Annotated in this window: 24 protein-coding genes; 8 read left to right on the top strand and 16 right to left on the bottom strand. The window is 47.3% G+C overall.

The genetic code is table 11. The features are described from left to right. The first annotated feature begins 155 nt into the window (after nt 1-155). The 4 genes from QNM19_RS03190 to QNM19_RS03175 all read left to right on the top strand — a co-directional run bounded on the left by QNM19_RS03190 (nt 156) and on the right by QNM19_RS03175 (nt 2,750). A complete protein-coding gene (locus QNM19_RS03190) occupies nt 156-992 on the top strand; it encodes a pirin family protein (RefSeq protein ID WP_049863312.1) in 837 nt (278 codons plus the stop codon). 44 nt (nt 993-1,036) lie between these two features. After that, complete coding sequence (locus QNM19_RS03185; protein ID WP_049863311.1) at nt 1,037-2,008, top strand: glutathione S-transferase family protein; 972 nt, start codon at nt 1,037-1,039, stop codon at nt 2,006-2,008. A gap of 188 nt (nt 2,009-2,196) precedes the next feature. Then, nucleotides 2,197-2,373, top strand: a complete 177-nt coding sequence (locus tag QNM19_RS03180; protein WP_156202164.1) for a glycine zipper domain-containing protein — start codon at nt 2,197-2,199, stop codon at nt 2,371-2,373. Between the two features lie 50 nt (nt 2,374-2,423). Beyond that, complete coding sequence (locus tag QNM19_RS03175) at nt 2,424-2,750, top strand: hypothetical protein (protein WP_284026308.1); 327 nt, start codon at nt 2,424-2,426, stop codon at nt 2,748-2,750. 49 nt (nt 2,751-2,799) lie between these two features. On the opposite strand, the gene QNM19_RS03170 is transcribed toward QNM19_RS03175, so the two are convergent. Continuing rightward, on the bottom strand, nt 2,800-3,300 hold the full coding sequence (locus QNM19_RS03170; protein WP_049863309.1) for a zf-TFIIB domain-containing protein: 501 nt from the start codon (nt 3,298-3,300) through the stop codon (nt 2,800-2,802). A gap of 96 nt (nt 3,301-3,396) precedes the next feature. Continuing rightward, on the bottom strand, nt 3,397-4,476 hold the full coding sequence (locus QNM19_RS03165; protein ID WP_284026307.1) for an EAL domain-containing protein: 1,080 nt from the start codon (nt 4,474-4,476) through the stop codon (nt 3,397-3,399). Nucleotides 4,477-4,714: 238 nt separating this feature from the next. Between QNM19_RS03165 and QNM19_RS03160 the strand changes: the two genes are divergently transcribed. Then, entirely contained in the window at nt 4,715-5,308 is a 594-nt protein-coding gene (locus QNM19_RS03160) for a cytochrome b (RefSeq protein ID WP_049863308.1), read from the top strand. 148 nt (nt 5,309-5,456) lie between these two features. Here the strand turns inward: QNM19_RS03160 and QNM19_RS03155 are convergent, their stop codons facing one another. The 10 genes from QNM19_RS03155 to QNM19_RS03110 all read right to left on the bottom strand — a co-directional run bounded on the left by QNM19_RS03155 (nt 5,457) and on the right by QNM19_RS03110 (nt 17,081). Continuing rightward, nucleotides 5,457-6,812, bottom strand: a complete 1,356-nt coding sequence (locus QNM19_RS03155; protein ID WP_049863307.1) for a trypsin-like serine protease — start codon at nt 6,810-6,812, stop codon at nt 5,457-5,459. 243 nt (nt 6,813-7,055) lie between these two features. Further along, complete coding sequence (locus tag QNM19_RS03150) at nt 7,056-7,403, bottom strand: hypothetical protein (RefSeq protein WP_049863306.1); 348 nt, start codon at nt 7,401-7,403, stop codon at nt 7,056-7,058. A 139-nt stretch (nt 7,404-7,542) separates the two neighbouring features. Further along, entirely contained in the window at nt 7,543-8,871 is a 1,329-nt protein-coding gene (locus QNM19_RS03145; RefSeq protein ID WP_049863305.1) for a sensor histidine kinase, read from the bottom strand. Nucleotides 8,872-8,873: 2 nt separating this feature from the next. Beyond that, nucleotides 8,874-10,256 (bottom strand): sigma-54-dependent transcriptional regulator, encoded by a 1,383-nt coding sequence (locus tag QNM19_RS03140; protein WP_284026306.1) that lies wholly within the window; start codon nt 10,254-10,256, stop codon nt 8,874-8,876. 33 nt (nt 10,257-10,289) lie between these two features. Further along, complete coding sequence (locus QNM19_RS03135) at nt 10,290-12,716, bottom strand: ABC transporter permease (RefSeq protein WP_284026305.1); 2,427 nt, start codon at nt 12,714-12,716, stop codon at nt 10,290-10,292. Further along, complete coding sequence (locus QNM19_RS03130) at nt 12,713-13,450, bottom strand: ABC transporter ATP-binding protein (RefSeq protein WP_049863304.1); 738 nt, start codon at nt 13,448-13,450, stop codon at nt 12,713-12,715. The genes QNM19_RS03135 and QNM19_RS03130 overlap by 4 nt, the downstream gene beginning before the upstream one ends. Nucleotides 13,451-13,546: 96 nt before the next feature. Continuing rightward, complete coding sequence (locus QNM19_RS03125) at nt 13,547-14,803, bottom strand: efflux RND transporter periplasmic adaptor subunit (RefSeq protein WP_049863303.1); 1,257 nt, start codon at nt 14,801-14,803, stop codon at nt 13,547-13,549. 926 nt (nt 14,804-15,729) lie between these two features. Further along, entirely contained in the window at nt 15,730-16,008 is a 279-nt protein-coding gene (locus QNM19_RS03120) for a hypothetical protein (RefSeq protein WP_284026304.1), read from the bottom strand. A gap of 121 nt (nt 16,009-16,129) precedes the next feature. After that, the gene (locus tag QNM19_RS03115; RefSeq protein WP_049863300.1) at nt 16,130-16,447 is read right to left on the bottom strand and encodes a hypothetical protein; all 318 of its coding nucleotides are present in this window, start codon (nt 16,445-16,447) and stop codon (nt 16,130-16,132) included. A 310-nt stretch (nt 16,448-16,757) separates the two neighbouring features. Continuing rightward, entirely contained in the window at nt 16,758-17,081 is a 324-nt protein-coding gene (locus tag QNM19_RS03110; protein WP_049863299.1) for a DUF5992 family protein, read from the bottom strand. Between the two features lie 706 nt (nt 17,082-17,787). Between QNM19_RS03110 and QNM19_RS03105 the strand changes: the two genes are divergently transcribed. Next, a complete protein-coding gene (locus tag QNM19_RS03105; protein WP_049863298.1) occupies nt 17,788-18,069 on the top strand; it encodes a hypothetical protein in 282 nt (93 codons plus the stop codon). A gap of 222 nt (nt 18,070-18,291) precedes the next feature. Here the strand turns inward: QNM19_RS03105 and QNM19_RS03100 are convergent, their stop codons facing one another. Further along, nucleotides 18,292-18,966 carry a hypothetical protein gene (locus QNM19_RS03100; RefSeq protein ID WP_156202163.1) on the bottom strand — a complete coding sequence of 225 codons (675 nt, stop codon included), beginning with the start codon at nt 18,964-18,966 and terminating at the stop codon, nt 18,292-18,294. Nucleotides 18,967-19,447: 481 nt separating this feature from the next. Between QNM19_RS03100 and QNM19_RS03095 the strand changes: the two genes are divergently transcribed. Both QNM19_RS03095 and QNM19_RS03090 read left to right on the top strand, forming a co-directional pair. Next, on the top strand, nt 19,448-19,810 hold the full coding sequence (locus tag QNM19_RS03095; RefSeq protein ID WP_049863296.1) for a hypothetical protein: 363 nt from the start codon (nt 19,448-19,450) through the stop codon (nt 19,808-19,810). Nucleotides 19,811-20,094: 284 nt separating this feature from the next. Then, nucleotides 20,095-20,970 (top strand): LysR substrate-binding domain-containing protein, encoded by an 876-nt coding sequence (locus QNM19_RS03090; protein ID WP_049863295.1) that lies wholly within the window; start codon nt 20,095-20,097, stop codon nt 20,968-20,970. A gap of 21 nt (nt 20,971-20,991) precedes the next feature. On the opposite strand, the gene QNM19_RS03085 is transcribed toward QNM19_RS03090, so the two are convergent. Genes QNM19_RS03085 through QNM19_RS03075 form a run of 3 tightly spaced genes read right to left on the bottom strand, consistent with a single transcriptional unit; the run spans nt 20,992 to nt 24,039 of the window. Further along, nucleotides 20,992-21,969, bottom strand: a complete 978-nt coding sequence (locus QNM19_RS03085; RefSeq protein WP_049863294.1) for a TauD/TfdA family dioxygenase — start codon at nt 21,967-21,969, stop codon at nt 20,992-20,994. Beyond that, nucleotides 21,944-22,882, bottom strand: a complete 939-nt coding sequence (locus tag QNM19_RS03080) for a DMT family transporter (protein ID WP_049863293.1) — start codon at nt 22,880-22,882, stop codon at nt 21,944-21,946. Before QNM19_RS03080 ends, QNM19_RS03085 begins: the two co-directional genes overlap by 26 nt. Before the next feature lie 38 nt (nt 22,883-22,920). Then, nucleotides 22,921-24,039, bottom strand: a complete 1,119-nt coding sequence (locus QNM19_RS03075) for an iron-containing redox enzyme family protein (RefSeq protein WP_049863292.1) — start codon at nt 24,037-24,039, stop codon at nt 22,921-22,923. Nucleotides 24,040-24,043 lie beyond the last annotated feature (4 nt).

Genomic DNA, 24,043 nt, shown 5'->3' with positions numbered 1-24,043 from the left:
GAGCGACTCCTGAACGGTAAAGATTCTATTAAATCGAACGAAACCTTCAATATTTGCAAATTTCATTCTCACACTGCCATTGCTAAAGTGATCACATCAGGCAGACACAGCGCATTGGACTAACTTTAACTGATGGCGCAGGCAACGAGGTTTTTATGCAGATTATTCGTATCAATAAAGCACACGCTACGCAGGATGGCGCGGGCGTAAACATCAGTCGCATTGCGGGCTTTGATGGCAAGAGTTTAGATCCCTTTTTGATGATCGATGAACTTAAATCAGACAACAGCAGCGACTATATGGCGGGTTTTCCGCCTCACCCACATCGCGGTATTGAAACCTTTACCTATATTCGTAAGGGCGGCTTTGAGCATCAGGACCAGATGGGCAATAAAAAGACCATTCGTGCGGGTGATGTGCAATGGATGAGCACAGGGCGCGGCGTCATTCACTCTGAAATGCCTCTTAGTGACGCTGAGCAGGGCATGCATGGTTTCCAAATCTGGCTCAATATGCCAGCCAAAGACAAAATGCGTGCGCCCCGCTATCAGGACACCACTGAGCACAAGGCGCCTGTAATTATCACCGACTCCGGCGCAGAGCTCAAAGCACTGGCAGGTAACTGGCAACTGGGTGACCAAACGGTTCGCTCGCCACTGAATGATTTAGCAGGCAATGGCGCCATTGCGGATGTGATTTTACCACCCAACCAGCAAGTGACACTGGATATGTCGGGCTATGGCAAAGTCCTTATCTATATTCATACCGGCACACTGGCAGACACGCAATTCAGTGCCACTTATCAGCTGGAACTGGACCCGGCGCACCCGGTTGAACTGAGCAGCGGTCCGGAAGGTGCGGGGATGCTGGTGCTGGCCGGCCACCCTATTGGTGAGAAAATTGCCCACATGGGCCCGTTTGTCATGAACACCCAGGCAGAGCTGCATCAGGCAGTACGTGATTATCAGACCGGAAAATTCGGCAGCATTTAACACCCGGCACAGTAAAGCATTTAGCAAATTAAGAGGACAATACAATGGGACGATTAATTGAAGGTAAGTGGCATGACGTCTGGTACGATACCAAGAGCAATCAGGGCAAGTTTAAACGCGAAGACGCGCAATTGCGCAACTGGATAACGGCTGATGGCAGCGCCGGACCAACGGGCGACAGTGGCTTCAAAGCCGAGTCTGGCCGCTACCATTTATATGTGTCGCTGGCATGTCCGTGGGCCCACAGAACGCTGATCTTCAGACGCTTAAAACAGCTTGAAGCGCACATTGATGTCTCTGTGGTCAGTCCTGATATGCTGGAACAGGGCTGGACCTTTGACAAGGCAACCGGCAGCAGTGGTGATACCCTGTTTGCTCAGGACTACATGCACCAGCTGTATACACGCAATAAGGCGGACTATTCAGGTCGTGTGACAGTACCCGTGTTGTGGGATAAGCACACTCAGCGCATTGTCAGTAATGAGTCGAGCGAGATTATTCGTATGTTCAATTCGGCCTTTAACGAGCTGACAGGCAACACTGATGACTACTACCCTGAAGCACTGCGCCCGGACATCGACGACATTAACGATTTTGTTTACCACAAAATCAATAATGGGGTATACAAAGCTGGCTTTGCCACCGAGCAGGCAGCCTATGAAGAAGCGTTACAGGCCTTATTTGAGGCGCTTGAGCAACTGGAGCAAAAACTGAGCAAGCAACGCTACCTGGTTGGTGATACCCTCACAGAAGCCGACTGGCGTTTATTCACCACCCTGATCCGTTTCGACAGTGTTTACCATGGTCACTTTAAATGTAACCTCAAGCAAATTGAAAACTATCCAAACCTGGCCGGTTACATCCGCGAGCTATATCAATGGCCTAATGTCGCCGAGACGGTGGATTTTTACCATATCAAGCGCCACTACTATTTTAGCCACACCATGATCAACCCGACTCAGGTTGTACCGGTTGGCCCGGATATCGATTACTCGCAGCCACACCACCGCGGCTAAGCACCTTATACAGCCACTGTAAACCCCGTTTACAGTGGCTTTCACTTGCCCGCTAACTGCCAATCCAGCCTAACTCGAAAACGCCACGTTGCTATTTTTTCATTCCCCCTATATTGAAATAAATGGCATCAGGTGTCATTTGGTGCTAAATTAGCCACTGTCTAACGTGACTTTAAAGGAGTGAAATCATGAAGACAGATAAACAAAACCGTAAAAAGATAGCCAGCAAAATTGGCGTCAGTATGGCCACCGGATTGGCTGTTGGTACTGCCATAGGTGTCTCTTTTGAGAATATTGTCAATGGCGTAACGCTTGGTATAGCGATCGGTGTGGCAGTCGGTATGCTGCTGGATATCAACAGTTAATGCCCGAGTCAATTCGCATGCTTCGAGTCGCAAAAACAACGTCCGCCCGAGTGATGAATACAATATGTGCGCATTATTCGTTTACTCGATACTGGGCATACCTCTTTATTGTGTCTGCGCTGAGCTACTTCAGCCACCCTTTAGAGCAATTTTTTAGCTTTGTAACGCTTAATCTCATGCTGGGATTGTTCAACCTGACCCAGATGAACAACTACCAACTAGGATTTCCTATGTATATAGGACCGCCCGAGCACACCCTGCCAAATAAGCCTGAGTTTCAGCCGTTGCGTCGAACGTGGTATGCCGGTTACACGGTGGTTTTTTGGTTCGGTATTGTTATTCAGGTATCCGTGATCCTGATTCACTCACTGAGATAACACAGCTAACTCTTTAACAAAGCTAAAGGGCGGGCGCACCACTTGCTCATCAATCACTGATCACGTCTGCAGCAATGGCAAACACTTTTTCAAGGTTGCTGCGCCCGTCCTGCTCTGACAATTTATAGCGCCTGGGGCTATCAATGTGAAAAGCCTGATGCTCTTCAAGCATTTTGATCCTTAGCATCTCACGCTCTTTCGCACTCAGATGATTCTCATGTAATGTATCCAGCTCACCGGTATCAAGCCAGATGCCACCACAGCCAGGGCACTCGTCAATTTCAACCACACGTAACGGACTAAAATAACGACGCATCATGACGATATCAGGACATTTTGGGCACTTGACCCGGGCGCTTTCATCACCAAGCGGAGCAGAGAACTGGCGCAAGTGTTTTGCCAGCACCTCTGCTCGCAATTCAGATGGATTAGTGAAATTAGATAACACCTGGTTGTCAAAAAAGACACCACCACTGTGCTCGGATATATACACTTTAATACCACCCACTTTCACTGGCTTAAGCGGGTGTGACGTTCTGGGACACTGCATGTCACTACTCCAATCGTCTGCACTGGTTTACTAATCGCAGTATACTGATTGCGCTAAAGATTGGAAGCCGCCTTACACGAGCACAGGTTTAGGTTCTTACAGCCCGGCTTCCCTGGGTTTATCAAACAAATACCCCTGTGCATAATCAACCCCTAACTCCCGGGCAATAGCTAACTGCTGCTGTGTTTCTATGCCTTCAGCCAGCACCTTGCCACCATATAGGTGGACCGTATCAACCACTTGTCTGATCTCATCGATGATCTCAGCGCCATAATCCAGGCGGCTGATAATGGTGATACACAGCTTCACCACATCGGGTTTCACCGCATTGATCAAAGTCAGCTCAAAGAATCCGCAACCAACATCGTCTAGCCAGAAGGTGTAACCTAGCTGGCGCAATTCAGCCATCTTTGCTTTGATGGGTGCCCAGTCATCGACTGGCAGATGTTCTGTCAGCTCGATACAGAGCAAGTGTGCATAAGGATAATCGAGCAATGCGCCCGACACGTCCGCGTCAAAAAGTAAAGCGGGTGAGAGATTAACCGTTAATCTTACCGTGCTTTGTTGCTCACATTGACCCTGATGCGTTGCTAAATGGGTGGTCAGTGCCAGCTTTTCCATATCAAACTGTCGCCCCTGTGCCATGGCAGCACCAAAGAGCTTGTCCGCCCGATGCAAGGATGACGCCTTCGGACCTCGGATCAAGGCTTCATATCCAAATACGCCGCTGCTTTGAACCAGCTGGATTGACTGCCAGTAAGGCAATAAATTTTTGTTGGCAAACACCCGCAACAAATCTTCTTTGCTATCAGGATAAAGCTCGTTCAGTGCACAGGCTGCACCAGCCCGGATAGTTTGTTCTTGTGAAGTTTGCTCTGTCACCTGCGCTGAGCTCACCTGGATCTCGGCTTCATGCACCAGCTGACAATCCAGCTCGTGAAGCAGGTGCTGCGCCACACGCTGGCTCAGTGCTCTTTCCGCCTGCGCGAGAGAATCAAACTGGTCGGTTTCGAACCAGAGCTCGCCCAGCTCGAATATGTCCTGCTTCAACCCAGATTGGCCATTTTGCGACAGTAACGCCACTAACGCATGCCATACTTTATGTGCTGTAGGCTGGCCAAGACGCTCGACAATATCGGACCACCCCGACAGAGAAACTAAGGTTAAAGTAAGCAAAGGACCTCCGGCTGATTCACACTGTATTCGCTTGCAGTATAGCAGGGCAAATCAAAAGCAGCCTCACGCAATGCAATCAGCACACCTCACACTTAATCAAATAAAGGTGATATAAATCAGGGCATTAAAATCAGTGTTCTCAAAAATAGAATACTTTATCCGGATCTTTGTGGCATTCATTCACATCACGAGCTGTTACCATCCGTGGCAGTAACCAATCATTATCCGGAGCAACCCTGTGAGCATCAAAAATACCTCACGAGACTATGGCACCATTGCAAAATGGCTACACTGGGGCACAGCCCTGTTATTTCTGGCAGCCTATGTCAGCGTCTATTATCGTCAGTGGTTTACTGAAGCCAAAACACCGGAAAACTGGACCGCATTGCAGCTCCATTTGTCATTCGGTGTTTCAATTGCGGTGATTGTCGCACTCAGACTCATCTGGCGATGGCTAAATACCGCCCCCTCAGCAGAACCTGGCACCCGCATCGAGCATCTGGCCGCCCATCTTGGCCACTACGCTTTGTATGCCGTGATGATCATCGCACCATTAACCGGCTATGTTGGCACAGGCGTGGACACCGAGTTTTTCTTTTTGTTTGATATTCCTAAATTTGAAAGCACAGCGCTGTTTAACGCACTCATCGAGCAGGGGATGGGACTGTCATTCGCCGAGTTTGAAAAACCCATCGACTTTATCCATAAGGAGATTCTCGGCGCCTGGCTTGTCTGGCTGCTGATCCTGGGTCATGCCGCTGCAGCCTTGTACCATCATTTGGTTAAACGCGACCGGACTTTACTGAAAATGACGCGCGGTGGCGAGCGCTAGCCATCGGTCAGGTAACACGTTGATCCCTTTATTTTTGCATTAAAAAAGCAGCCGAAGCTGCTTTTTTACTTCATTGCTTAATTAAGTGGGCTATTTTGAGGCAAGAAAATAGGCCAGGTATTAAGTCAAATTGGTACTACTTAATTGCTTAGCGTGTACAACTTGTGTCCTGACCAAGCAATCTCCATACGCCCCAGGTACCCGATTCACTTGGCACATCGCCACGCGTCCACCAGCGTGCTTCATACTTAAAGCCCTGATAAGTCACCTGATCTGGCTTATTATAAACCTTGCTCGCATCCCAGTTGCCAGGACAGTTCGTATCACCACCAGATGTGACCGTTGCCGTGGCTTTGGCGCTGTAGTTCACCTGGCTTTCTTCCAGGGCAAAGTTGACAGCAACACCGGCTGAGCCACTGCGGCTGGCACCAAATTCAACCCCCACCTGACAGCTCTGATTTGCAGCAAGCGTGCTCGCGCTACATGTATCAACCGGCTTAACCAGACCAGAAGTGACACCGCTGGCGGTTACATTTAAGGTCTTAAAGGTGAATGGCGTATTGCCTGAGTTAGTGATGGTGAATGTATGTGCTTTGGTTTCGCCAACCTTGAAACCCGTCAGCGTATCGTTTGCTTTGAACGACACAGATACCGGCTCAGCACCACCTTTTACACTGTCGATCCAGCTGCGCAGTGCCGCGACATCTGAGTACACACCATATTTTGCAGGACGTGCACAGCCAATCCCCCAGCTGACGATCCCCAGCTGTACCACCTGGCCACCTGAGTTTGCTACGATTGGGCCACCGCTGTCACCGCTACAAGAGTCTTTCTGACCCTCAGGATAGCCGGCACAAAATGCCACACTGCCTACATTCTGATAAGAGCCGCCAGACTGGCGACATACCTGATCAGAGACCAGTGGTACATCTACCTCATAAAGATTAGTGGGACGGCTGCCGCCTTCGCTCAAACGGCCAAGACCTGCAACAGAAATTAAATCGCCAACGCGCACATATTGCTCAACATTGCCCTGTGCCAGCGTAACGCTCGACCCCTGAGTTGGAGTACGAACCAGCTTCAGCAGTGCAATATCATGGTTTAACGTGCTGCTGTTATACTGTGGATGAACATATTTTTCGGCCACAGCAATGCGGTCGCCGTCATTGCCACCAAGGATAAAGCCCGCCACTTTAACATTGAGCCCGCTTGCCGATCTGCCACTCACACAGTGTGCAGCAGTCAGTACATAACCATCACCGACATAGCTACCACCACAAAATGCCGTGGTGCCATTCGAGCTTAAAATTTGTGTATAGAACGGCCAGTCTGAGGTATTGGCCGGATTACCGCCAACAATTTCAGGCTCATAATATTCAGTACTTATACTATCAAGTAAGTGCTCACCGACATTAGCCGGTTGCGCAATCGCTGCGGCACTCAGACCCAGCCCCAGCGAAACAGACAACGCTGTCATTGAAAGTGTTTTTTTAACCTTTAACATGTGTATACCTTTGTGTTTCCTTTATTGGGAACCAAAAAATATAAACACTAAATTTACACTTGTAAATAAAAAAGATTAAAAAAGCATCCAATGTACAGTTGAATTGCTCTTGTCATTAATACAGAAAAAGGCTGAGTAAGCTGACGAAAATGACCTGGAAGAAGTGGACTTGACAATATATTGGGGCATCACAGTGACGCCCCTAAAACTGCCAGCTTTGTGCGCTGGTAGCTATACAACGGCTTAGTATTTTTCACTGATGCCGATCAAAGCGTTCTCTGACTCACCATCATAACAACGGGTATTGCCGCCATCGCGATTCTCAATAACCAGGTTGTAGACTGTGCGTGAGTCCTGACCTGCTTCAATGGCTTTCAGTACCGGGCCAAGCAGATAAGTGTGCGTGCTATAGATGATTACCGGCTCCATCTGATTACCAGTGCGCTCACTGTTGTATCTGACTTCAAAATTACCATTGTGAGAAGCAACGCTGGTCACAACTCCTGAACAGGTAAAGATGGTTGCTTGTGCAGCAAATGCGCTGCCTGCCATACATACGCCAATAGCGGCGCGTAACAAATGTGTTCTCATTATTCTTCCTTAAGTTGATTAGTGCCAATACTGGCAACACACAGACTAAGCCCGAAGGGTGAATAAAAAGACACCAAAAAGTTAATTTTTTATTTCAGTTGAAGTGATAGCTAAATATCAATCGCCAATTTACTTGTCGTCAGCCTTCGTAATGCGGAAACAGCAAGCGTACCCGCGCGCCCTGGCCGTCCGGGTTATTGTCGAGCTTAATACTGCCGCCATGTGCAAACATGATCTGCCGACACAGAGCCAGGCCAATCCCGTTGCCCTGTGCTTTGGTTGTGTAAAAGGGCACAAAAACATTATCCGGGTTTGCGATCCCACCGCCATTATCCACCATGGTCAGAACCAGCTGGCCCAGTGAAGTCGCAGAAGACAAAGTGATTTCGACCTGCTGGCCGGGCATGACGGCTTCCTGCGCGTTCTTGGTGAGGTTGAGTAATACCTGTTCAAACTGCTGTTGGTCAACCAGCACAAAGGCAGACTGATCCAACTCAAACTGCCAGTGTATGTCAGGGTAGAGGGTTGTGAGTGTGCTGATCACCCGGTCCAGTTTTACCGGAACTTTATTGGGTTGAGGTAAGTGCGTCAGACGAGTATAGCCTTCTAAAAAAGCACGCAAAGAGCTGGCGCGTTCACTGATAATGCCTATGCCCTGACACAAACTGTCGGCTGATGGCTGATTTTCTGGCTGTGATAAACGCTTGTTGAGCTGCTGCGCTATGGTGCTAATGGGCGTCAGTGTGTTGTTCACTTCATGACTCAATACCCGCAACAAACCCTGCCAGGCCGTGCGTTCTTTTTCCATCAGCAAGCGCTCAGCATTACTGATAATTAAAAACTGATGTGCTTTGCCTTCACTGATAAAGCGCTCTCGTAATACCAGATACTCACCACTGATCTGGCCGTCGTCCAGCATCACTATTTTACCGTCGCAAGCCATCAGTTGACGACCCACAGCGCTGCTGGCAAGCGCGAGTGGCTGCTCTGTGCTGGGTATGCCAGTAAGCAACACTGTCTGGGCGGGCTGATTAGCCATAATAACCCGCTCCTGGTCATCCAGCACCAGTACCATGGCATCCATCTGATTAATAAACTTATTAAGCATCAGGCGCGACTCCACCGCCTGGGTTTTATGATGGCTGAGGCTATCTGCCAGCAGATTAACCTGACTGAGTAAATCAGACATGGCTTTATCGCCGCTCACCCGTCCCCGCATCGAATAATCCCCCACAGTCATGGCTTCAATCAGGTTCGTTAAGGTATGCAGCTGATGCGCCACCATGGCCTTGCTCGCCACCACCAGACAGATCAGCAATAGGGCAAACACAGTCGCAATAAACACCACCAAATAGCCATTCCAGCTGGCCATATACAAGCCTGTCACCATCAACAGATAACAAGGCAGACATACCGCGATAATCAGGCGCTGCAAGTGCGTTAAGGCAAAACCAGAGACCTTGCGCATTGCTACTCAGCCATCCCAAACTTGGCCAGCCTGCGATAATAGCCGCTGCGGCTCAGCCCCAAAGAGCGGGCTGTTTCACTGGCATTGCCCTGATGATGGCGCAGCCTCTGACGCAGCACCGCTTGTTCGATTTCATCCAGCGTCAAGCTAGGGTCGTCCACATTAGCCTCCGCAGGCTGCCCAGTTGTGATAGCCAAATCGTCCGGGGTGATCTGAGCCGTACGACATACAAACAGCGCCCGCTCCAGGACATGGCGCAACTCGCGAATATTGCCGGGCCAGTCGTACTGACAAAGCGCGGTGAGGGCTTGCTCACTCAGTTGCGGAACCGGTTTGTTGTACTTTGCTGCAAACTGTGTCAAAAAGTGCTCGCTCAGCGGGCCAATGTCGGCCACTCTTTCTCTGAGCGAGGGTACTCTGAGTTCCACCGTATTCAGCCGATAGTAAAGATCCTGACGAAAGCCACCAGATTGGATCTGCGCTGGCAAATCACCATTGGTGGCCGAGATAACCCGGACATCAGCAACCTGTGACTGACTGCTGCCAACAGCCTCAAACCGGCGCTCTTCAAGTACGCTGAGTAGCTTAGCCTGCTGAGACAACGGTATATTGGCAATCTCATCCAGAAACAAGGTGCCATGGCGCGCCATTTCAAAACGGCCCGCTCTGGCGGCTTTGGCATCGGTAAAGGCCCCTTTGACATGGCCGAACATCTCACTCTCAAACAAGCTTTCGACTATCGCCCCCATGTTGGCCGTGACAAACGCCTGCTCAGCGCGCGCCGAACAACGGTGCACATAGGCCGCCAGCATGCTTTTACCGGTGCCGTTGTCGCCAGTCAGCAAGATGCTCATATCGCTTTGAGCCAGTTGTTCAAGCTGGGTCAGCAACTGTTGCATCGGCTGTGAACAGGCCACAATCTCGCTGCGTTCCTGAGGATAGGCGGCTTGCTGTAGCAACTGGTTTTGCTGTTTCAGCCGCTCATTTAACCCCTGTGTTTGTGCAAGCGTAATATGGGTTTGCAGCGTATGCAGCAAACGCTCGTTGTCCCAAGGTTTTTGCACAAAATCCTGAGCACCACTGCGCATCGCATCTACCGCCAGTTCAATGGTCGCCCAGCCAGTCATCATCACTATTGGCAGGCGACTGTCGAGCTGCCTGAGTTCAGCTATCAGGGCAAGCCCTTCTTGTCCTGAGGTAGTGTCTTTGCCAAAGTTCATGTCCAGCAAAGCGCAGTCAAACGACTGCACTTTGACTTTTTCCAGCGCGGCCTGAGCCGTGGTAACACAACTCACCTCATAGCCTTCGTCTTGCAACAAAAAAGACAGACCTGCAATGACGTTCATATCGTCATCGGCGACCAGAATATGTTGTTTTGTGCTCATGCCAGTTTTTATACTTCCTTCACTTTTATGGGGTTATTCATAACGCAGCGCTGCGATCGGTTCAAGCTCAATCGCCCGCTTGATAGGCATATACACCGCCAGCAATACCACAGCGCTTAGCGCAGCACTCACCGCCGTAGCCAAAGCATAATAGGCGCCAACGGGGAACAGCCCCTCGGTAAACTTCTGAAAACCCATCGCTAACAAAGCAAACAGCAGCAATGCCAGCCCAAGGCCAATTACCAGCTGAACCGCCCCCTGGCGCATAAACAATCCCACAATAACACTGTCACGTGCGCCGACGGCACGACGAATACCAATTTCATGCGTGCGTTGTGCCACAGCATTGGCTGTCAGGCCATAAATACCAATCACCGCGAGCACCAATGCAAAGCCGCCGGTTGCAAAGGTTAATTGAGAAATAAACTTCATTGACTCACGCATTTTATCGCGGTTTTTAATGGCCGGCATCACAGTTTGCGTGACCTCCAGGTTAGGCGCAATTTTGTACATTGCCTGGTAGAAAATTTCATCGGCATTGCGCGTGCCGGGCAAAATGCGATACGACAGCTTTTGCAGGGTTTGCACGAACTGACTGCCACTGATGTAAATTTCATCGGCTGAGTCCAGCTTGCCAAACAGAGATTTCGGGTTCATCAGGTTCGAGACTACACCCACCACAAACACTTGCTGCTTTTTGCCCTCAAGCTCCATGGTAAAGTGCTGCTCCAGCGCGGATTCACCCGGCCAGTAGCGTTGTGCCATAGAATCACTGATGATCACCACCCTGCGCTTGTCCATGGTGTCGCCAAGGTTGAATAAACGCCCTTCGAGTAGTTTAACTCCGGTAGCCTGGAAATCCCCCAACATGGAAATCGTGTCAATCTCAGTGCCCGTTTGCTCATCCCCATAGGCTTTGTCGGCAAAAAAGACATTGCTTGGGCCTAACCACTGTGCCACCGATACATGTGTGACTGCGTTGTGATTTTGCACCTCATTCATCAGTGCATAGGTCAGGTTAAGGCGCTGTTGAGGGCTGGGATAATCTTGTTCCGGGGTACTGTAACGCGTGCTCATCACGTTTTGATAATCATCGCCCAGATCAATATTGACGAATTTATTGGCAATAAGCGCAGATATGGAGCCAATCAGCATTAATATGGCGACTAAAAAGACCTGAATGGTTACCAGGATACGAGACAGGCGACCGGCTTTGCGGCTTTGTGCCCCACGGGTGCCATCTCTGAGCGTGGCATTGATATCCTGCCGCGTACTGCGCCAGGCAGGTAAAAAGACTGCCAGCAACACGGTGCTCAGCATATAAGCCAGCGCCATCAACAGGGTTGCCCCATCAAGCCCATATTGCCACCAAAACAGACCAGCCCCAGGCAACCAGGAACGCAGCGCCACATTAACATAATCCAGAAGTGCGCCAACCAGGCAAACACTCAAAAATGTCCCCAGCAGGGTGATTAACACGCCTTCCCACATTAACTGGCTGATCAGGCGCCCGGAGCTTGCCCCCAGCGCGTTACGAATAGCGGTCTCTTTTTGCTTTTCGAGAATTCTGGCCAGCAACAGGTTGCCCACATTGATACAGGCCAGCAGTAGTACTACCCAGGAAACCGCACTCAAAAAGAAAAACACCGTGGCGCCTTCTCCGCCGGTTTGGGTCATCTGAAAGGTAAGGATGCGTGCCTGTTTTTGTACCGGCTCCATGCCATAGCTCTGCTGATTTTGCAGTTGCAGGGTACGCAGTATTTGCGTCATTTCGCGCTCAGCCGTGGCTATTTCAACATCATCTTTGAGGCGAATATACGCATTAAACTGCTCGCTCACCGGAGCTTGTGCGTCGAGTACCTTGTCGGGCAGAGGTAACCAGATACGCGCAATGTGTGGAAAACGATACCCCTTCGGCATGATCCCCACCACTTCGGTCTGCACCCCATTGAGCTCAATGGCCTGACCCAGCATTTGCGGATCCCGGTTAAACTCATCCTCCCAGACCTCTTCACTGATCACCGCCACAGCAGGGGCGCCTGGCAGGCTGTCCTGAGCATTAAGCGTGCGCCCTGTCAGGGGTTTTATACGGCTGAATTCAAAAAAGCCTCCCTGAACCGCAGCACCAAAAAAGTTACGGCCTGCTTCGCCTTTACTCATCCGCACGTCCTGATCGCGAAAGATCCCCAATTCAGAGAAGGCCTGTGCACCTTGTATCAGAGCCTGAAACTCGTTGGCAGTGGGCATATCGAATTCGCCATCGTTATAAACTACCAGGCGTTTTGCTGACTCGCCATCTGGCAAAGGCAGCGCCTTGTAGATAGTCGAATACAAGAATGAAAACGTGAACAAGGCTATCGACAGGCCACCAAGCAGCACCCCCAGCGTCATCACGGTAAACTTGGGCGACTTATAAAGCTGACGCAATGCGTATTTTAGGTCCAGCAACATGGCCATCATAACGCCTCCAGATCCAACGCGTTGTGCGCCACTGGCTGTGAAGCCTGTGTATTACGGGTGTCTCCTACCAGGCGGCCATCGAACATTTCCAGGCTGCGCTGCGCGCGCAATGCCGATGCAGGGTCATGGGTTACCATGCAAATGGTTGCGCCTTCACTATGCAGCTTGTCGAACAACGTCAGCACCGCCATGGCGTTTTTAGAATCCAGGTTACCTGTGGGCTCATCGGCCAGAATGATAGCAGGGTCATTCACTAATGCCCTGGCAACGGCAACACGTTGCTGTTGACCACCGGATAGCTGGGATGGAAAATGCGCAGTACGATGGCTCATTTCGACTTTCTCGAGCACTTCCTGCGCCTTCGCCTGCATTTCTTTGCGGCTAATCCCGGACTGATAGCTCAAAGGCAACATGACGTTTTCTGCTACGGTGAGGTCAGAAATGAGATTGAACGACTGAAACACAAAGCCAATTTGCTTACTGCGGATGGCTGCACGCTGATCGCGCGACAGCCCGGATACATCCTGATTGCTCAGTATATAATGCCCCTGTGTGGGTGCATCCAGCAATCCCAGCAAAGACAACAGGGTTGACTTACCACACCCGGATTGCCCGGTCAGGGCCACGTATTCACCCTCTGTGATACTCAGGTTAATGCCGTGCAATGCCTGAGTTTCTATTTCATCGGTGTAAAAGCTTTTACTGATATTTTCTAATCTTATGAGTGCGCTCATGAATGACTCCATTTCAGAGCCAACAGGGTGCAGCAAACAGCCTCTGTTGGCAAGGTTAAGGCGTAACAGCCTGCTTGTTTCTTGAGTAGAAACGCATTAATTCAGTTTGATTTCGGCATGATCCTGCCAGTCACTGCTGTCAGATATAATGACTTCATCCCCAGCGCTCAGCCCCGAGACTATCTGCACCCGATTGACAGAAACCTGACCCAGCGCCACTGCCGTTTTATGGGCAAAACGTCCGGCATGGTCGAGCTTATAGAGCTGGATTTGACTGGATTTGGGTGCATAGGTTGGACGGCGGACATACAAAGCATTGCTCAGATGGCTGACCTGAACCTGTGCGTCTACCGTCAGCTCAGGACGGGCATCCGCAGGCAAACTGTCAGGTAACGCGACATCGACCAGTACCATGCCATTTTCCACTGCCGGGTCTATGCGTGTGACCGTGCCAGTGATTTCATTGTTTCGGGTATCCAGCGTCACGCTCTGGCCAATCTGAATATCCTGAACCCTGACTTCCGGTACTTGCAGCTCGGCGTATAAATTCTGTTGTGATGCCAGCAATGCAATGCTGCCGCCCAGGCTCACCTGCTCACCCAGCTCCAGCGAAATTTGCTGTACGACACCACTTTTATCTGCACGTACCTGCAAAGCATCGACCTGTTCCTGCATACGCCTGAGATTATTCTCCAGCAGGCCAAAGCGGGCAGTTTGTGCGGCTTTGGTAGCTTCAATTTCAGCGCGCATTTTGAGCGCTTTTTGCTTCGCGGCCTGCCACTTTTGTTGCTCACGCTTTACCGCCAGCTGGCTTTTTTGATAATCCAGTTGAGACACAGTGGCATTGCCTTGCTCAATCAGCAGGGTTTCGGCGTCGAGTTTTAGCTTTTCTGCCTGATAACCCAGATCTGCCGAGACCACCTGATTGTCGAGTTCGACCAGTTGAGATTCCAGCGCAACTATGGTGGCGTTATTTTCAGCTTTGGCGGCTTCTTGCTCCCAGCGCGCCTGTTCAAGTTCTCGTTGCAACTGCGGATTAGATAACTTGAGCAGCAATTGCCCAACTTCGACCTCAGCACCCGCTTTCACTAGCACCTGTTCTACCCGACCGGATACCTGCGCTGCCACCCAACGGATCTCTGCGGGCTTGAGTACACCGGTAGCCCGCACGTTAACCTGAAAATCGCCCTGCTCCACCTTTGCCGTGACCACAGTTTCCCGATCCACGAAATAAGACGCATCACCGGTAAACTCCTGAATTGCGAAGTAACCCAAAGCCAGCGCGACAACCGGTAGCAAATAACCCAGTTTTTTCCAGCGCACTGGCTGTGTAAGATCTCTTTGTATATCCATCTGCTTTTCCCTTCTGTTATTGGGTCTGGTTTGCAGAAGGTGTTACAAGGGATATGCCAGATCTAAAACCACTGTATACAACTGTTTTAATTGATGTTTATTTCTTCCCTGAAAAAGGGGGTCTGAAGGTGTGTCGGTTTTGAGACAGGTGAAACAGGCCAGTGTGTCGAATTTGACACAGGTGTTTAATTGACGAAGTCGATGGAGGTAAGGGTTACGAAAACACTGTGCAAAACAATATACGAGATAGCATGACGACTAAAGGTGCCTGACACTACACAGGCTTTAACATAACCAAAGAATGATTTGTCTCTTTATAATAAGGGCAGGCAAAAACTCATCGTATCAGGGTGAAAAATCACAGGCACTGGCTTTGCCGTTGAAATAGCATTAATGTGATTCGCGTAGCTTGCCTCTGCATGTGCTAGAACAATACCGCGATTCTGTAACCTGGCAACTGATCCGAACAACTTAGGTTTTATTCAAGCTAGTCACATGATGTACTGAGATTATGATTTATCTGCATGATAAATCGCGGGAAGCCAGTGTCTGTTTTATAACTAAATCATCGACTATTTTTAGCGTGCCAAACTCAACTTTTAACTCGTTCTCAAACTGGCCTACCAAAACTGAATATTCTCTCATGACCGAAGCTATCAGCTGATCATCATGTTGCTCATCTTCTTTCTGTAAATACCGTGACTTGATAATTTCATAATCAGGCTTATAGGCTTCTATTAGGCCATAAACCAAGTTAGTTATGTCTTCTGGGGTATTACACTCTTCCTTAAACTATTCATCTGACCTTCAAGCACAACGGTCACCTTGAGCATCCACTTAAGGTATCAAAAAACTGGGCACTTACTGACAACACCATTACTAAAAATATACGGTCACTAAGAATTATGACATTGATATTAAGCTCATTAATTTGACTCTCGCCAGACTTCAATGACAGTAGCCAAGTCAAACTCAGTTCTGAAATTGGATTTTCTGCGAGCATAAGCGCCGGGGTTAAAAGCGATACTTTTGGCCAACTCTACGATAAACCCACGCCCAAAACTCCTGTATGAAGCTATTTCGGTTTGAGTGAGCTGAATATCAACGTTAAACATCGCGACACCACCGCAAAGAACAGATAAATACATGTCATTTTGATGCTGGAATAATAGCCATGACCAGTTTTCTTCATCTACAACAAACATATCACCTCTGATGTTCATCACACTTTCACAAGCTAACCATATCAACCAGATGTTGCGCATGGGCCAAATAAAAATACCAAGCGGCGAATTGTCCGCCGATTTTAATGCACTTAACTAATGCCTAGTCCGATATGCCATGCAACATTTCACCTTTATCCAGGGCATAACCTATCGCAGCTAAAAACTTGTGCAATAAGTGTCTTTCCCCATCAGACAAGTCACCAATAAGCAGTACACCTAATTCAGTTCTGGCGTGACGCAGCTCAACAATAGAAAACGAGCTATCGCTAAACTGATCACACATCCTTCTCAGAAAGAAGTTATCTGACTTCTTCAGCAAAGCGCATATTAACGGATACTCACTGAAACAAATCGAGGCCACAATGACAGGAGCGTCCTTAACATATTTACTTTTTCCAACTGCCAGATCGTACGCCATGACTTAGTTTTCCTGTCTTACTGATGAATGAAAAAAAGGACAGCCACCTGAAATCAATACAGCCACTTTATTGCCCTTTCTTTAAGCCAGTCCTCACTCAAACTTGAAAGTAACATCAATATACGCGTTTTGATGTGCATCAATGCAAGCAGAATACAACTATTGCCTCACTATTCAGTCATTTCCGGCAAGCCATAACCAGGAGGTCTGATTTAGCTGGCGAACAAAAGCAGCATAGTACTTAAACTAATTCATTTATATACTCAACTACCGTGAACGCCACCCCTGATAAGTCGTACTCTACAATTTACTAGTTTGTGAAAATACCAATAAAGTTTGCTCCGCCACACTCATTGTTTGAATAATTGTGTATTCTGATCTTCTTCCCACTCATTGCCGCGGCAAGGGCAATTGAAAAGGCTTGGTTGTAAGACTGCTCTGATTGAGATTGACTTGCAGGAAACTCAACAGATCCGTTTGCACATGGACCTGTGCCTCCACTTAACTTAACGAAAAACACATCTTTATTACCACTGGAACTAGCAACTTCAGTAATGACAGCATTCCTTACCAACTCCCCTGCTCCACTGAAGAAAGATGACAAAAGCAAAGTCGCACAAATTAAACTTCTCATACATTTTCCTTTAAAACTAACATATTCATCAACGACGAATGCCCGAAGGACTTTTTTACCGCGAAGCAACTAGCGAAAAATAGGCCAGAGAGCAGACCATCGTTTTGACTACATTTGTTATTTACTATTAATTCAAAACCATTTTAAAACTACACCTTGCTTTAATCATTATAAACTTACAACAAGCTTATAATCCACTCACCATGTAGAAATAACTTATTCCAAACCCTTATCGTTCATCTTAATAATCAAGACATCAATATTCCATACGAAAAGTAGCACCACTTACCTTCAAACCGACAGAGCTTTCTTCACTTAAAGTAAAAGATGAAACTAGCTATATAAACGTTTAAATCGGCAACTTATGTCTTCACACACTGCTCTTATTGCTTCTTTGCTGTAGCGCGCTATGTCTTTGGGAAAATCAATTTCCACGTTCGTCATCGCGAACACACTGAGTACACCAACTTGATTATCAAAAGTGGCAGACAAATCCACATCGATTGAATTTAATACCCAAAGGTATAATGCTGATGTAACTCATCATGCTAGCTGACAAAAGAATAGAAGTAACTACTTACAATCAAGGTAAATTCGAGGCGTTAAGGGCTCTTGCATACTCCTTGCCTTTAGTGGCTAATCCAAGATATAACTCTGAATGCTCATACATAGCAATTAAACCAATATAGAAACAAGGAATTCAGCTGTGAAAGCTAAACAAAAAGAACTGTACAAAGCAATAGCCTTGATACTATGGCATGACTGGGATCCAATCGGTGTTAACGATGGTGAAAATGAGTGGGATGATGAATACGACAGCTATGTGCCTCATTTATTCCAACTTGTGTTAAAAGATAAGGATGCATCTAACATTGCGCAATACCTTTCCTCTTCTATCAAGCAAAATATGGGGCGCTCTGTATCCGAGCAACATAACTTAGAAATAGCACACAAAATAGTGGGCGCTAAAAAGCATATTTTGGGCTAGCCTATAAAAACCTTGTCATGCGAACATCACCATAAGCCACTATTTTAACTGAGGCATAACAACATGACTTACTTTTTTTGAACCTCCAAAAGTAGCTTAAATAATCGAAATAGGGTTGCATAACTCACTCGGAAAACGGCACAGCTATAAAGCAAATAAATTAAAACACTAGAAACAACATTAAAAGCAAAGTATACAACCCAAAGTTAAAGCTCAATCATATTACTGCACAGTCACGTATTTTACGTAGGCATCGGCCTGACAGTAGTAAAATCCATATACCACAGTTTCCCAATATGGCTGACACTGAACCCGGTTATTGTGTGATCCCTTATTCCACCAGTCGAAATCACCAAACTTGGCTTTGGCCTTTTTATTCCACTCGTTTATCGCGCTGCCGCGGAGTTGAGCTATCGCAGCATCAAGTTGGTTTTTCCAGATAATACGAGAAGCGGTTCCTGTGAAGTACTCTCTGTTTTCAGAAGAATAAATATCAGAACCAAAACGATAAGCTTCATTTTCATCACCTGAAACCAGGCCAATTGAAGTAGTTTTATTCTGCACCTTCAGGACATTATTAGTTACGTCAGACTGAAGGCCATAACCACTCATGTTTCCACTCATAGATTCGATAACCACAGCTGACCAAGGGCCTTGTATCTCCGACTTTAGTGAACACTGATTATGTTCAGTCGAGCTACATGACAGTATTTCAGAATGAACAATATCGCCGTCCTTGTTGTGGAAACTCACATCAAAATCACCATATTCCGTGCCTTCTGAATGGGCAGTAACATGCAGCTCAAGGCCACTAACCTGTGATACTTCCGTTGCCATAACACTCCATGCACTTGAAGCGGAGAGCAATGCAGATAGCAATATCGATTTTTTATACATTTTAAAACCTCAATTATTTTTAAGTTAAACAATGTCGTATGGCAAAACCAATAAGTTAAGCTTATGGTTACCCGCGTAACCTTTCGCCTCCCCATCTGGTGATAATTGAGCAATGACAACAAATAAATTAATATTTATTATTTAATTTATTACAACATTAAACCCATCTATTAATCCCAGTACCTTTAAAACAAAACCTGAAAAAATTAAAAGTCAGGCTGGCTTTTATCGCTAGGTGTAACTAATCAGAAGAAAAAATAAATAAGTATCAAAGTAAAGATATTCCCATTACAAAAAGGCCCAGTCACCAACCGGTGATGTTCCACCGAAACAGTCCTAACAAAATTGAGTTCACACGCTATTTTCTCGACAATTCAACCCTGTAAAAGATGCAAGCCTCATGATAAAAAGTCACAAAAGTCTCGCGCTACGAATGCGGTAGGCTATTCTGAGTAATGTTTAAAGGATGAAAAGGTGGCCTATGCAACAAATACTTAAGCTCTTACTGTCCATGGTAATCGTGATCGTTACCTTTATCGCTTCAGCGACGCTGGCTGGCATGCTGGCCGAATACGCAGGTTGGTGGAAAAAGCCAGTGATAGGTGGCGTTGCCGCGGCCTGTGTGGTGGTTTCTGGTTATGTGAGTGCGCCCGGGCATAAACTGTATTATGCAGCCGCATGGCTGGGAATTGGTGCTGTAACAGCCTGGGTGATGTCTAACGCATTTATGTATGCGGAGGATGCAAACACGTCTGCACCTTTGTACATCACCTATGCCTGTGGTTTATTTGCCCTGATACTTTGCTGGATGTGGGAACGCAATCAGTATACAACTCACCGATAAAGCCACAGCCAAAAATGCGCACCGTTGTGCTGTTACGGTGACTGAGTACCAAGCGACTATCGAATCTTTGACAAACAAATTGGCGCATATCATTTTTTAGGAGTGGTCACCATCTGACATCTAAGCCCCATTGCTCTGCTGAAACTCATCATGGCAAGTCTACTAACCCGGCTCACCAGCAGTCATCATGTCCCTAATTCCATAGCCTTGAGTTAATTTATTGTATAAAGTATACAATAAGAAAGTTCACTGGATGGATCGGTCAATTTTTATAAGGAACAAACATGATACTGCCTTCATTAAGCTCATTACGAACATTCATAACTGCAGCACAGTTAGAAAGCTTTTCAGCTACGGCGAAAGCGCTGCATATCACTCCCTCTGCTGTCAGCCATCAGATAAAACAGCTCGAGGAACGCCTTAATTGCCGGCTATTTGAGCGAGTAGACAATAAGGTCTATCTCAGTGAAGATGGCCAGCGCTACTATCAACAAGTTAACAGTGCACTTGAACTTATAGAACAAAGCTCTCAGTCACTCTTCGATAAGAGCCAGCAAAAGCAAATTTCACTGTCATGCGTTCCTTTATTTGCCACCCGATGGCTGATCCCCAAATTGTCCCATTTCAATCAAAGCCATCCCGGTTGGCAGCTTAATATTCATACCAGTACACAGGCGCTTGATCTGGACTCAGCCAAGATTGATGTGGCAATACGACGCGGTGCCGGGAGCTGGAAAGGGCTGGACTCCGTGCTACTCTATCAGGAAAATCTGACCCCTGTCTGTCACCCTGAGTTCGTCACCAGTGCGCTGAGCTTAGACAACCTTAGCAGCGCAGTATTGTTGCACAACGAAAACGTATTGTCGGAATGGGAAGAGTGGTTTTTATCAGTCACAAAGAAAAGGTACAGCCTGGATGTCATATTTCAATTTCAAAACACATCCCAGATCATAGAAGCCTGCTTAGAAGGCGCCGGATTTGCCCTCATTGACCCACTGTTTGTTAAGGAGCTACTGCAAACCGGCAAGTTGTGCACGCCTTTTACCATATCAGCGCCCAGCAAACGTGATTATTATTTAGTGTACGAAGCCAAAAAGACCCAAGATGACAAAGTCTCATTGTTCAGAAGCTGGATCTTGGCTCAGCTACCCACCAGCTGAGCCATGGGGCTATGCTTTGCTTTATTCAGCAGACACAAAATGACCTTTATTGTCTTCGAACAAGGTTTCATCATTGGAATTATAGGTTTTTAGCAACCAACGCGTTTTATGCGCTTCCAGATCTGTGATTTCTATCACCTCTCGACCATGGATGCACAGGTTGTTGTTTATACATAACAGATCTCCGGGCTCAAAGTAAAAACGCTGCTTATGCAGATGAATAAGCTCGGCGAGTTTATCCAGGATAGCCTGATCTTCTGGTTCAATCGCTTCCGTTCTACCTTCAAAGAACGACAACTTCGCTGCTCTTTGTGGATAATAAACTGGATGCGCAGGCATATAGGCACTCGTGCGCTCTCCCTTCAATGCGAGTACTTCCGTTTTGGTCCTAAACGCAGTACGGGAGAGGCGCGCCTTTTCTTGTTCAGTAAGCCCGTCCAAAATTGCCTGGTCCAGTGCAAAGCTGGTCGATACCTTGTTGCAACTGGGGTTACGTAAACACAGAAGGTTGGCAAAATCAGGCCGAACCTTGAAAAACCCCATGTCGTAATGAAACCCGATGGACACCATAGACTTTTGCGATGCCGAGTCACGTAGTGCATCTTTAAGGTAGACATCATGGAACAGATCACCATCATTGATGGACGCGAACCCAAACGGGTAGCTTTTCATCAAAATACCAATAAAACAAAGAATCCCTTCTGCCACAAATGTCTTCTTGAGTTTGTGTTTGGCTGCAACGGGGTCATGAAAATCAAATATGGGTAGAGCGTCATCTATCGGCACATTTTTAAACAGCACAACGGGCTGCTGCAGATAATGCAGCTCATTGAGTTGCTTAATAATGTGCTCGCTCAGCTCCGTCATTTCGCTGACTAATCCTTCAACTTCATGATAGAAAGCAGCGTAATCCTGATAGGGGTTCGACTTAAGCAGGTTCAGCATGAAGCCCAATGAGGCGGTTTGCTGGTGATTAAACTCGATCTTTGCGACTGACATAGTGACTTTCCTTAGATTTAAACAGCTTGGTCGATAATGTGGGCGAGTTACCGGAGTTGAGATAAATTCCCAGCACAATCAAAGCGAGGGCAATAAAGTGATACAAACGAAGCGCTTCCTGAAGAAACAGCACGGCAAGAAAGGCACTGAACACCGGAATGAGGTTTGCGAACAATCCTGTTTTAACAGGCCCCATTATCTGAACCGCTTTATTCCAGCACAGAAAAGCTAAAACAGCTGCAAATACAGCGATATAGGCTGTCGCCAAAACATTGCTGACGCTCAGTTCAAACACCCCGACATACATCACCTGATAAAACATAAATGGGCTCAGTAAACACACACCTAAGCCCGATATTAAGAACAAAAACAAAGTTGCAGGCAGTTTGGGTGCCTTGCTCAATAACACGGTATACAAAGACCATATCAATGCAGCCAGCAACATAATGATGTCTCCGGGGACAAATGCTAAATCAAAGATCTGTAATGGCGAGCCTTTGCAGATAACGATGGTCACACCCAGAATAGAAAGTCCGGTACCGATAAGTCCCTGCACTGTCAGTTGCTTGGCTAAAATAAAGTAAGCCAGAATTGGAACAAATACAGGTACAGCTGAGTTGACCAGCGTCGCATTGATGGAGCCTGTGCTTTGCAGAGCGATGTAAACCAGGCAGTGATAAAGCGCGATACCGGTGCATGCAAGCGCCAGTAAACTACGGAAAGACTGTCTGATAACGGCGCTGTTTTCCCGCCACTTTCCATAAGTAAAAGGTAATAAAATCAAAGCTGCGATTGACCAGCGCCAGAAGTTTAATTCTATCGCACTCATTGATTCATTAACGGCTCTGCCAACGATAAAATTACCGGCCCACATTAACGTTGCCAGTGTGGCAAAGACATAACTTAATCTCATTCAGGAACTCCAGGGGAGGTGAACCCTCCCAATTTGCACTAAGACAGGATCAACGCTTCCCCACTTGGCGTATACTGAATCGCCGAAGTCGCACTTTCTTGTGCCAGTAGCTTTTGATAGAGCGAGTCCCAATAGGCTTTACTGGTGTTCAGGCGAACATAACAGCCAAAGATAATATCTTGCTTTGCTTCGGGGTATTTGGTGATCAACGGTAAAATAACGTTATTCAGCCAGCCGTCTCCGTGAATGGTGTCAACGGAAATATGCTCTTCATAGTACTGCAACAACTGTGAATTATCGCCAAGGCCGACTCGTTTACAACCGGCGACAAAGCGCTCATATTGTTGTGGATCGGCAAGTTCAGTGATTGCCAGAGAACCCAGAGACTTAAAGTAATTTTTGCGATTGATAACGTGACGCATCAAAAGGTTGTATCCTTCCAGCGCCTGCCAGTTCAGCTCATCGCTGAGCATTGACTCATCGAGTGATAACCCCAGCTCATCAAAGATATTTTTGTACAAACGTACATGCGTATGTGCAGGGTTCCCCTTGCCAACTTCATCCCAGAAGTTTTCTGCAACCTCTGGCCTGACTTCCTCATCAATGCCAATCAGTGAATAGACAATCAAATCGTAAAAACGAATGTTCAACATGTAATCGTTTTTAAAGTAAGTATTGAACTGCGCTCGATTCGCTTTGTGCTCCATAAAGTGGAAGATTTCGTGCTCAGGCGTACTGTTACTTTTCCATATTTCCTTGATATGGTTAAGAAAGTCCTGACCGTCTAAATGTTCGACATCGAACTTCTCAACTTGTTTGGACTCCTGCTGCTCAACATAGCCCTCCAGTGTATTGCGTACACTCATTAGAAAAGCGCTGCTGTGATTGTCATCCTGACCAGGGCGAGGCTCTCGAATATTCATGTTATACAATTCAAACAAGCTTCGGTGTAGCTCATACAACGAATGCTCGTTGCCACTGATGATGGCGTCTGCCGCTACTGATTTGCTTTTATTGATCAGCGCATTGAAGAGCGCCGGGTTCTCAGTAAAAAACAACTCCAGATCCGCCGCATTAATCAGATATCTGACACAGTCTGCCAGACCTGTGTTGTTGACGACATAGCTAACATTGTCTTGACTTAATTTGTTTCTCATTCTC

It is taken from the genome of Pseudoalteromonas ardens (genome assembly GCF_030125445.1).
Classification (GTDB): domain Bacteria; phylum Pseudomonadota; class Gammaproteobacteria; order Enterobacterales; family Alteromonadaceae; genus Pseudoalteromonas; species Pseudoalteromonas ardens.
This window is presented reverse-complemented; position numbering and strand designations above follow the sequence as displayed.